General features: G+C 64.9%; 9 protein-coding genes and 3 pseudogenes. 8 read left to right on the plus strand and 4 right to left on the minus strand.

The window, feature by feature from the left end:
- The first annotated feature begins 1,221 nt into the window (after positions 1 to 1,221).
- Positions 1,222 to 1,473 carry a hypothetical protein gene (locus tag ACZ7HQ_RS44040; RefSeq protein WP_471002904.1) on the plus strand — a complete coding sequence of 84 codons (252 nt, stop codon included), beginning with the start codon at positions 1,222 to 1,224 and terminating at the stop codon, positions 1,471 to 1,473.
- Positions 1,474 to 1,725: 252 nt separating this feature from the next.
- Here the strand turns inward: ACZ7HQ_RS44040 and ACZ7HQ_RS44045 are convergent, their stop codons facing one another.
- Positions 1,726 to 2,406 carry a restriction endonuclease gene (locus ACZ7HQ_RS44045; RefSeq protein ID WP_471002907.1) on the minus strand — a complete coding sequence of 227 codons (681 nt, stop codon included), beginning with the start codon at positions 2,404 to 2,406 and terminating at the stop codon, positions 1,726 to 1,728.
- A 593-nt stretch (positions 2,407 to 2,999) separates the two neighbouring features.
- Here ACZ7HQ_RS44045 and ACZ7HQ_RS44050 point away from each other — a divergent pair.
- A pseudogene (locus ACZ7HQ_RS44050) lies at positions 3,000 to 3,101 on the plus strand (IS5/IS1182 family transposase); the annotation flags it as partial.
- 633 nt (positions 3,102 to 3,734) lie between these two features.
- Here the strand turns inward: ACZ7HQ_RS44050 and ACZ7HQ_RS44055 are convergent.
- Both ACZ7HQ_RS44055 and ACZ7HQ_RS44060 read right to left on the minus strand, forming a co-directional pair.
- Entirely contained in the window at positions 3,735 to 4,421 is a 687-nt protein-coding gene (locus ACZ7HQ_RS44055) for a hypothetical protein (protein WP_471002910.1), read from the minus strand.
- A 295-nt stretch (positions 4,422 to 4,716) separates the two neighbouring features.
- The gene (locus ACZ7HQ_RS44060) at positions 4,717 to 5,199 is read right to left on the minus strand and encodes a hypothetical protein (protein ID WP_471002913.1); all 483 of its coding nucleotides are present in this window, start codon (positions 5,197 to 5,199) and stop codon (positions 4,717 to 4,719) included.
- A gap of 112 nt (positions 5,200 to 5,311) precedes the next feature.
- On the opposite strand from ACZ7HQ_RS44060, the pseudogene ACZ7HQ_RS44065 reads away from it, so the two are divergent.
- Positions 5,312 to 5,611: pseudogene (locus tag ACZ7HQ_RS44065) on the plus strand (transposase); the annotation flags it as partial.
- A gap of 16 nt (positions 5,612 to 5,627) precedes the next feature.
- Here the strand turns inward: ACZ7HQ_RS44065 and ACZ7HQ_RS44070 are convergent.
- Positions 5,628 to 5,966, minus strand: a complete 339-nt coding sequence (locus tag ACZ7HQ_RS44070) for a hypothetical protein (protein WP_471002927.1) — start codon at positions 5,964 to 5,966, stop codon at positions 5,628 to 5,630.
- Positions 5,967 to 6,687: 721 nt separating this feature from the next.
- Here ACZ7HQ_RS44070 and ACZ7HQ_RS44075 point away from each other — a divergent pair.
- From ACZ7HQ_RS44075 to ACZ7HQ_RS44095, 5 genes and pseudogenes are all read left to right on the plus strand, one after another.
- Positions 6,688 to 7,320, plus strand: a complete 633-nt coding sequence (locus ACZ7HQ_RS44075; RefSeq protein ID WP_471002925.1) for an ATP-binding protein — start codon at positions 6,688 to 6,690, stop codon at positions 7,318 to 7,320.
- 631 nt (positions 7,321 to 7,951) lie between these two features.
- Complete coding sequence (locus tag ACZ7HQ_RS44080; protein WP_471002916.1) at positions 7,952 to 8,695, plus strand: IS6 family transposase; 744 nt, start codon at positions 7,952 to 7,954, stop codon at positions 8,693 to 8,695.
- Positions 8,696 to 8,970: 275 nt separating this feature from the next.
- Positions 8,971 to 9,126, plus strand: a complete 156-nt coding sequence (locus ACZ7HQ_RS44085) for a hypothetical protein (RefSeq protein ID WP_471002919.1) — start codon at positions 8,971 to 8,973, stop codon at positions 9,124 to 9,126.
- Positions 9,123 to 9,173: pseudogene (locus tag ACZ7HQ_RS44090) on the plus strand (hypothetical protein); the annotation flags it as partial. The gene ACZ7HQ_RS44085 and the pseudogene ACZ7HQ_RS44090, both read left to right, overlap by 4 nt.
- A gap of 12 nt (positions 9,174 to 9,185) precedes the next feature.
- Entirely contained in the window at positions 9,186 to 9,398 is a 213-nt protein-coding gene (locus tag ACZ7HQ_RS44095; RefSeq protein ID WP_471002922.1) for a hypothetical protein, read from the plus strand.
- Positions 9,399 to 9,563 lie beyond the last annotated feature (165 nt).

Consider the following 9,563-nt stretch of genomic DNA (forward strand, 5'->3'; position numbering starts at 1 on the left):
CCGCAAGGCCCGCTGCAGCACGAATCGGATCAGCCGGACCGTGGCCGCCATTCACGCCATCGAGACAGCCTGGCGATCAGGATGAGAAGCGTTCAGTGGTCGGGACTTCCCTCGATGAGATGGTGACCCCGTAGGCGAGCGCGTCCAGGAACGCTCGGGGCGAAGGCTTCGGTGGTATCGAGTCCTTTATCCACGGCGACCCATCGGCCGCCGTTGTTGTCGGTGGCGGTCACCCAGACCCGTACCGAGGGCACTGGAGACTTTGACAGAGTGTCAGATGATCAAGAAGGAAAGATCCCGCCCGAGACCCCGCCTGTGGCGCGTCGAGGTGGCGCTTCATTCATAGATTCAAAGGCGCAGGACCGCAATCGTCTTCCTGATCATCTGACGGCTCGTCAAAGTTGACAATGCCTCCCAGGCCGATTATGATCCGGCGCTTTTGTGCCGTTCAGTGAGAGAGCCCCTGTCGGATTCGAACCGACGACCTTCGCTTTACAAGTTCGCCCACCTGGCGCAGGGGGTTCGTCCTCATGGCTCAGCCCTCACCATGGGGGATGTCCAAGGCTGCCGGTGTGCGGCGAAGTTCACGCCCGTTGCCCTCAAAGACTGCCGTCAGCGCCACCGCCGCCGGCGTCGATGTCAGCGCCAGTCGACGACCTTGACGAATGCCAGATATCCGGGCTCAGGCATGGCCATACCAGTGTCGCAGATCGAATCGGGTGACCTGCGGCTGTCAGCCTCTGTACCTGTCACCGACGGTCGTCATCTGTCGCCTCCGATCCCCCTCGGACGGCCCGCAGACGGCCCGGCCTTGGTGGGTGTGCGCTGAGACTCGGCCGACCGCGACTACTCGCACGCAGTCCACGTCTTCAGCAGGCGCTGACCGCCGCCGTCGTCGTGCTCGGGTCGCCGGCAGCCGTCATGACTGCACTCCAAGTGGCTATCTGATTACATAGGTACACTAATGCCCTATTTTGGGCCTTCGCCGTGAGAGCTGTAGGAGTGCTGAAGATGCGTAGAACGATGTGCATTGCGGCTGCGGTGCTGGCGTTAGCAGGAGCGGGCGCGGGGGGCGCGCAAGCGGAGATATCGGGGGGCTCGGCCGTCGCGGCCCCATCGGCTCAGGCCACGGACCCCGGGCACACTGTCGTCCTTCCGGGTACTGACTTTTGCGTGGCTTCAGGGGGGCGGACGTCGACCAACTTGCGGACGGTCCTGATCATGCAGACGGACGGCAACCTCGTCGTCTGGAAGGATGGGCGCGCCGTGTGGCAGGCAGGCACTGCGGGCCGTGGCTTTTGCGCCATGTTCCAGAGTGACGGCAACCTCGTGGTTATCGACCATACGGGCCATCCGATCTGGGCATCCAACACCGCGAACCGTGGCCAATACCTCGCCATCCAGAACGACGGCAACGTCGTCATCTACAACAGCACCTACCAACCTGTCTGGGACACACAGACCAGCGGCTGATCATGCGCAGAACCCTCTTGCTAGTGCGCCCGGTGAGGGTCCTGACCTAGTCAAGCTGCCAGGTGCGGGCAAGTCGGGGTAAGTACATCGCCGCCCCGAAGGCCCGCGTCCACAGGCGTGGGCCACACCTCCACCTCATCCGCAGCTCACGGGGTCGGTCAGCCGCCGTTTGCGGCTGACACGGTTCTTACCGACACCCCTGGTTAAGGGGAACCCGGCAAAATTGCCGGGTTCCCCTTAACCAGGCCCTTCTCAGCTCAGTGGCGTTGAGCGACGCGGGGGTGGAACGGCCCACAGCAGCTCCCACAGCGGGCGCGAGCCGGCCGCCCACACGCCCAGCGTCTGCCGGTCGACCACGTGCAGCCGTTGCTGCTTGGCGAACGTGACCGCCGGCGCCGTCACCCGCCCGTTCGTCACGATGACCGCGACGTCCGCACCATGCACCGGCCGCGCCGTGCCGTTGAGCACCTGCAGATCCGGCGTGCCCACCGCCGAGCCCCGGACCCCGTTGCGGCGGTGCTTGCACTGAATCACCCAGCGCCGCCCGTACGGATCGGTCGCCTTCACGTCCGCGCCCAGGTCCCCGCCGCCGCCGACCTTCTGCGCGTCCCGGCAGCCGTCCCGGCGCATCAGGTCCCGTATCGCTTCCTCGAACCGGGAGTGGTGGAGTGCGTCCAGCTGCGGCAGGCCGTAGCGCAGCCCCTGCGCCCGTACTTTCTCCCAGCGGGCCCGCTGATGAAGGCTGTACAGCCAGCCGCCGCCTGCGAGCCCGGCGAGGACCAGGACCAGGACGATCACCCACCATTGGACCAGCAGCCAGTGGACCACCGTCACCACCACCGCCGCCGCCAGGAGGAAACCGATCAGATTGGAGTCCTTCCGCCGACGACCGGGCCGCCTCGTGCGCCGCCGTGCCGGCGGCCGCCGCGTCACCGGGTCCCCTGCTGGGACGGGAACTTGATCGGGTACGACACCGTGGGCGTCGGCTCAGGCCCACGCTTCCACGTCGGGGTCGTGTCGAACCGGATCGGGTAGTGGACCGTCGACCGCGGGCCCGGCACCGTCCTGCCGCCCGCCCCGTCCGCCGACGCGTGACCGTTGCTGAACCCGACCACGGCTAACACGAACAGAGCGAAGATCGTCATTTCCCGTCTCGCGCCCGGAGCCCACCGCGAATGCCCGCGAACCGGTGTCCCGTCAGAACGCACGTACGGCCGTACCCAAGGCATGGACGCCTCCCCCTCGTAGCACCATCGCTGCAACCAGCCATGATGACAGCCGCCACTGACAACGCATCAGGACTGGCTGAGTCTCCGCTCCTCAGGTGGTGGATGGCCCCACAGCCGTCCTGATGTCGGGCGGCGGCGCTGTCAAGTTTGATGAACCGTCAGATGATCAAGAAGGTGATTGACGTCCTATGCCTTTGAATCCACGGAGGGGGTCGCGCCTCGACGTGCCACCAGTGGGCCAAGGTGGCATTTTTTCTTCTTGATCATCTGACGTATCGTCAAAGTTGACAGTGCCCGCTCAAGGGCTCACGAGCTGTGGCAACCAGGTACGACAAGAGAGCCTACGTCTTCCACGGCACGGTCACCCTCGCCGCGATCCGGCTATGGCTGCGCGAGTAACAGTCCATACTCCTCGCTCGGAGGCTAACGGACAGTGGCAATCTGGGCCACTGGCGCCGAGGGGGGTATCTCCTCAACTTTGCACCGGCGGGCACCCCTTCAGGTGGTTTGATGCACAGCACCGATAGCATCGTGTTATCGCTTGAATACCCTAAGTTGCTCGGCGTCTCGCGCAGTGCGATTCGCACCGACGGAAGGGGTACACGCGTAATGCGACGCATGGCAACGGCCTTGGGGACTCTCGGGGTAGCTATGGCACTCGCGCTCACTGTCTCGAACTCCGCCTACGCGGCCCAGGGAGTGCTAGTCATCGACGGTGTGGCCCACGAGGATCCGAGCGGCTGCTTCCCGCTCGGAGACTCCGTTCCTCCAGTGGTTAGCAACTACACAGACGCGATCGCTGAGGTGCACTCCGGGCCCGATTGCACAGGGCAGGTCACCTGGTTGATCTACCCCGGTGAGACGTACCACCCAAACGGCAGCCGGAGCGTCTTCGTCCTCTGAGGTCCTCTATCCGGCGCTGGCTGTCGGGCCAGCTCGACTGAACCCGTGCGTCCCCAGATACAAGAGGTCGCGCGGGTTCAGCGCGTGTACATAGGCAGCCTGGCTCGTTACTGACTCACCGGACAGTCCTTAGGCCACCGAGAGCGCCTTGACGCCCGACAGGATCGGGACGAGCTGGTAGTTCCCGTCACCCGCGCCGCAGGACACCTGCGAGTCCGCGGCACCGGAGACGTTCGTCCCCGCAGCGAACCGCCCGTCACTGCTCGTCACCACCGTCGTGAAGTGGTCCGTCGCCGAGGACGAGTAGTACACGCACTGGTGCAGATTCACGTAGCTTCCCGAGGTCAGGTCCAGCGCCTTGACGCCCGACAGGATCGGGACGAGCTGGTAGTTCCCGTCACCCGCACCGCAGGACACCTGCGAGTCCGCGGCACCGGAAACGTTCGTCCCCGCTGCGAACCGCCCGTCACTGCTCGTCACCACCGTCGTGAAGTGGTTCGCCGCCGAGGACGAGTAGTGCACGCACTGGTGGATGTTCAAGTAGCGCCCGGAGGCGAGGTGCAACGCCTTGACGCCCGACAGGATCGGGACGAGCTGGTAGTTCCCGTCGCCCGCACCGCAGGACACCTGCGAGTCGGCGGTGCCGGAGACGTTCGTCCCCGCAGCGAACCGTCCGTCATTGCTCGTCACCACCGTCGTGAAGTGGTTCGCCGCCGAGGACGAGTAGTACACGCACTGGTGCAGGTTCAGGTAGCCCGAAGCGGCAGCCCCAGCCTGAGGCTGCTGCTTCGGTGTGGCAGGCGCGGGTGCCGTCATCCCCACGAAGGCACATACGCCTGTCGCGGCGGCGACTGCCGGCCTCCACACGCGTCTGATCACCGATCGCATCATTGCCGGGTCCTCCCCAAGGTCCGCTCGTCGCGGGCACCCAGGCCCGCGACGGAACAACGCCAGGAGACCACCGACACCCCGCCGCGGGTAATGGGACGAACGTAACAACCACCCCATCCAGCGATGTGTCGACCAACCTTGCGTACCGCCTCGCACGCGCAACCGAATACCGGCTTACGCCGATCAGTCGCAGGGCCCGTACCGACCCGTCGGACACGCCCTAGACCTTCCCGATGCCCACGTGGGCGAGGATCTTGCCCTCATCGCCCCAGTCGACCTGGGCCTGAGCTCCGGGGATCACCTCGAAGCGGCGGTGCATGCCGGCCAGTTCCCGAGGCGTGATGCCGAGTTCCTCCGCAATCCTAGGGCGGGCTTCTTGGACATAGAGCTTGACGCGCTGGTAGTTGCCGGTGAACCCATAGTCCCTGGTCAGACGTTCGTGGATGACGGTGGCCTTCATCAGGATCTCGGCCCGCAGCATCGAGTCGATCAGCGGCGCGAACTCGTCGACCATCCGCTGCTGGTGTCGTCCGTTCGACGTCCGCCGCGGAGGCGAAGCCGGCCCCTTGGCAGCGAGGTACTTGCGGACCGTCTTGCGGTCCAGCCCGGTCTCCCGGGCAATCTCAGACAGGCTCATCGCCCCGGACTCGAACAGGCCGCGAAACCGCCGCAGTTCCAACCAGCGATGCGGATCCAAAACCATCGTCAGCCGTCCTCTGCCGCCCCACACCGACCAAGCAGCAGAGTGCCCACCGCCGATCCTCAGCGCGTCAGAAACTGGCCCTGTTCATCCGTACGTGGCTGCGGACGCTCATGTGTACGCCGACACCGCCGACCGGGACGCCGCCCGAACGCTGCTGCCGGCAGCCAGAGGCTGTTTCGAGCGGCTGGCACGGGTCTGGGACGACGGCGGCTCCACCGGCCACCTCGTCGACTGGAGCGCGGCACAGCTCGGAGTCGATCTCGACATCGTCCGCCGCAGCGACGACATCAGCGGCTTCCAGGTACTGCCCCGCCGCTGGGTCGTGGAACGGCCTTTCGCCTGGTGCCTGCGCAGCCGGCGCCTGGTCCGGGATTACGAGCGGCGCACAGACACCAGTGAAGCCGTCATTCTTTGGTCCATGACCATGCTCATGAGCCGCCGCCTGGCCGCCCGGCATCGACCTCGGCGGTCATCGACGCCTGATAGTCCGGCGACAGTTCCTTCACCCCGGTCGCGAGTTGCCGGTGAGGCACCGCCCGACGCGGCCCGACCGGCTTCCTCCTCGATACCTCGCCGGCTACGTCGACGGGGGCATCCTCCTCGGCCAGCGCCTCCAGATACTGCTCCAGGCCGATTACCCGGCGCCTGTGCACTTCTTCCGCGTCCGCCAGAGCCGCCCGCGCCCGTTGCAACTCGGCTTCGAGATGCTTAACCTGCGCGGCTGCGGCTTTCTGCCGCGTTTCCAGAACCGCCCGCATCGACGGCATCCGCCACCTCCACGCCATCGCGTCCGGCAACGAGCCGAAGCTCCCGCAGCAGGAGCTAGTTCATGCCTGACCAGCGAAAACGTCACACGAGGGGCGGAAAGAGATCGACCTCTAAGGCATGCCCTTACCAGGGTCGCAGATCGAATCGGGTGACCCGCGGCTGTCGCTCCGGACACCTGTCAATGGTGGTCGTCACCTGCCGTCTGTGGGCCCTCCTCGGACGGCCCACAGACGGCACAGCCAACCCGACCCGCGACTGGGGAGAGGGTCGAATGGACACGTCTACGGGGCTACGGCAACGGTTCCAACTTTCACAATTTCACAACCTTGCTTCGCATAGCCACTATTTCCAACGTTAACTGCATTTACGACACCCGCCAGATCGTGTACTGATATTCCTCATCAGGATAAACGGAAGGCGTCTTACCTTGACGGGTGTCACACCACCTTTCCCAATGATGAGGATCGGGGTGCCACAGCTCCCCCGCTGAGCACAACTAACCCGTCAGATGCCATCAGTCAATTCGATCACGACCGCCACCGATGGGAACGTTGTCCAGTGCTCATTACTCGCGCCACAGAAATCAACAGCTGCACGGAAAGCTCCCATAGGGATACCCGGGAGAAGCGGACGGCGTCTAGCAATCCGCCTCAGCCAGCCTCAGCCGGTGTCACCCTTCAGGCTGCCAGAGGAAACACCATGATGGCTGGCACCAAGCTAATGACCGCCACCTTCCCAATCGCCAAGCGCCAGGCCAGCGAAGCCCCCAGCCTTACAGACAGCTCACGGGTCGCAGCAATGCGACGCCTCACCCGGACATGCCTAATGGTCAACGGCCTGGACTACATACTTGAAGACACGATACTGATCGTCTCCGAGCTGATTACCAACGCCATCCAGCACAGCGCCGGACAAGAAGTCACGCTGACCCTTGACTGCCCAGACGGCTACCTGCTGATCCAGATACGTGACGGCATGCCAAAGCCGCCTCTAATCAAGAGCAGGCCATGCGACAACCAGGAAAACGGCCGGGGGCTGTGGCTCGTAGAAGCCATCGCTAACCAGCGAGCAGGCTCCTGGGGAACCAACAGTGACGGCTCAACGACGTGGTGCCTCCTGGCCCTGTCAACCACCCCAACAGCCCACCCGTCCGAAGCCAGGCATACACTCAAGAGACGCCCCCAAGGAGGATTTCCCACCAGCTCTCACGGCCATCTTTACGACTCCCGCTTCAAATGCCACAGACAAATATGCTCGCCAACCTGCGCTCAAGGCCACACCTACAGCGCAGGATGCACCCTTGACATCGAGACAAGTGAATGGCGGAGAAGTCAACCGGGAAATCACCACTAGAGAAGTAAATGCACCGACCCAAACGGCGGAGGTCGACGTCAATTACGAGCCGGCCACACTGAAGTGGCGATCGAGACAAAACGTTAACAAAAAAGCAAAAAATCATCGTGGCAGCGATGTTGCCGTGGTCTCAAATCTCACGGCCTCCGCTCCGAGAGGAGCAGAAATCGGCCCCGAACCTGGTGAGTTGGTCGGGGGCCGTTCTCGTCTCTGGCTGCTGTGACTGACGGGTGTTCCCCGTGGTTTCCCGCTCAATCAGACGCGCCAGGAGTAAGGGCGCATCCTTGATGCGAGCTACGGGCAGGGCGGTCGCTGAGGCCTGCTGTTTGGCTGGCCGGGCGGTTGCCTGCGGTTGGTGACGGTCGGCTGCGCTCGCGGGGGTGCGGTAGTTCGTTGCTGTACCGCAACGGAACAGAGTGCCACGTCCCCACGCGTGGTCTCATTCGATGTGTATGAACGTAGCAACTATCCGACCTTAACCCACTCCTTGCAGCCCTGCGTCTTTGGACGGACGCTCAACCATCCATGCCTGAGCTTTGACCCCGCCCGCCGTACGCCCCCGGAGGGGGAAGAAGGGTCCAGTGCCCTTCAGTGGGCATTGTCAGGTTGAGCGAGGGCCCTCTCCGGTGGCATGCTCGCCCGTCTGGTCGGATCGGTGGAGGGGTTGCTCGTGGAGACGCTGTCGTACCGGAGTTTCCGCTTCCCGCCGGAGGTCATCTCCCACTGCGTGTGGCTGTACCACCGGTTCAGCCTGAGCCTGCGCGACGTCGAGGAGTTGATGCTCGAGCGCGGCATCAAGGTGTCGCACGAGACGGTCCACCAGTGGACGCGCCGGTTCGGTCCCGCCTACGCAGCGGCCTTACGCAGGCGCCGCCCTCAGCCAGGTGAGAAGTGGCACCTCGACGAGGTCTTCGTGAAGATCAGCGGTGTGCAGAAGTACCTGTGGCGGGCGGTGGACGCTGACGGCAACGTCCTCGACATCCTCCTGCAGAACCGGCGGGATGAGGCCGCGGCCAGGCGCTTCTTCCGGAAGATCATGAAGAAGACCCGTTCCGTGCCCCGGGTCATCGTCACCGACAAGCTCCGCAGTTACAGCGCCGCCCACCGCGAGGTCATGCCGTCCGTCGAGCACCGCTCCCACAAGGGCCTCAACAACCGGGCCGAGAACTCCCACCAGCCGACCAGACAACGCGAACGGGCGATGAAAGGCTTCCGATCGATGGGTGCCGCACAGCGGTTCCTCGCCTCCTTCAGCGGCATCTCACCCCACTTCCGGCCCCGCCGCCACCTGATGACCGCACCCAACTACCGCCTCGAGATGACCATCCGCTTCACCATCTGGAACCAGATCACCGGCGTGCCGACCACCGCCTGAACACACCACCGTCACCGGCCCCGCCACGCCCTGACACACCCTCAGCATCCAGAACACTGACAACCTGACAACACCCCCTCAACAACCACCAGCCCCGATAAGTTGATGCGATGAAGAGCGGGGCCTCCCGCTCCGGCCGGGTGCGGACGATGTTCGGTCCAGGAAGAAGAAAGCGTCCACAGGCAGGAGGCCCTGTGATGGACCGTGAACAAGCCTACGGTGAGTGTCAGATCGTGGGGATGGACCTACACCGTGATCGTTCGGTGATGGTGCGCATGACCGCTGGGGGTGAGCGGCTGGGCCGGGTGCGGATCGACAACAACCCGGCCGCGCTCAGGGAGCAGATCGCCAAGGCCGGGCCGCATCCGCGGGTGACCGGCACGTCAGCCGCTTCCCGGGCCCGACCCAGCTGCGCTCCTGGGCGGGCCTGACCCCGCGCCACCGCGCCTCGGACACCAAGGTCCACCGCGGGCCGATCACCAAACAGGGCTTGCCCCTGCTGCGCTGGGCCTGCGTCGAGGCCGTCCAGCGCTGCCGGGCCGACACCCCGATGCGCCACCTCAAAGACAGGATCACCGAACGCCGCGGCCCCACGGCCCGCAACGTGGCCAAGGCGGCCGCGGCCCGCAAGCTGCTCGCCCTCGTCTACTACGCCCTGCGCGATGGAGAAGTCCGCGCCCTGGCGAAGCAGGCCGCGGCGTGAGCAGGCCGGAACGCGGCCGGCGCATGATCGCGCACTGTCTGGCCCCCACCCCCGGGTGGCGCGGCCGTTAAGACCGTGTCCTATGTGGGGCTGGGTCGTTGGACTTGGTTATGGGGCGGGGTACGTGGAGTTGGATTGTTCCGGACGGGCTGTGGGAGATCGCGG

It is taken from the genome of Streptomyces sp. NPDC037290, from assembly GCF_055603245.1.

Coding starts and splice junctions, on each gene's coding strand:
- ACZ7HQ_RS44040 (WP_471002904.1), top strand. CDS start 1,222: ATGCAGACGGACGGCAACCTCGTCGTCTGGAAGGATGGGCGCGCCGTG.
- ACZ7HQ_RS44055 (WP_471002910.1), bottom strand. CDS start 4,421: ATGACGGCACCCGCGCCTGCCACACCGAAGCAGCAGCCTCAGGCTGGG.
- ACZ7HQ_RS44060 (WP_471002913.1), bottom strand. CDS start 5,199: ATGGTTTTGGATCCGCATCGCTGGTTGGAACTGCGGCGGTTTCGCGGC.
- ACZ7HQ_RS44070 (WP_471002927.1), bottom strand. CDS start 5,966: ATGCCGTCGATGCGGGCGGTTCTGGAAACGCGGCAGAAAGCCGCAGCC.
- ACZ7HQ_RS44075 (WP_471002925.1), top strand. CDS start 6,688: ATGACCGCCACCTTCCCAATCGCCAAGCGCCAGGCCAGCGAAGCCCCC.
- ACZ7HQ_RS44080 (WP_471002916.1), top strand. CDS start 7,952: ATGCTCGCCCGTCTGGTCGGATCGGTGGAGGGGTTGCTCGTGGAGACG.
- ACZ7HQ_RS44085 (WP_471002919.1), top strand. CDS start 8,971: ATGACCGCTGGGGGTGAGCGGCTGGGCCGGGTGCGGATCGACAACAAC.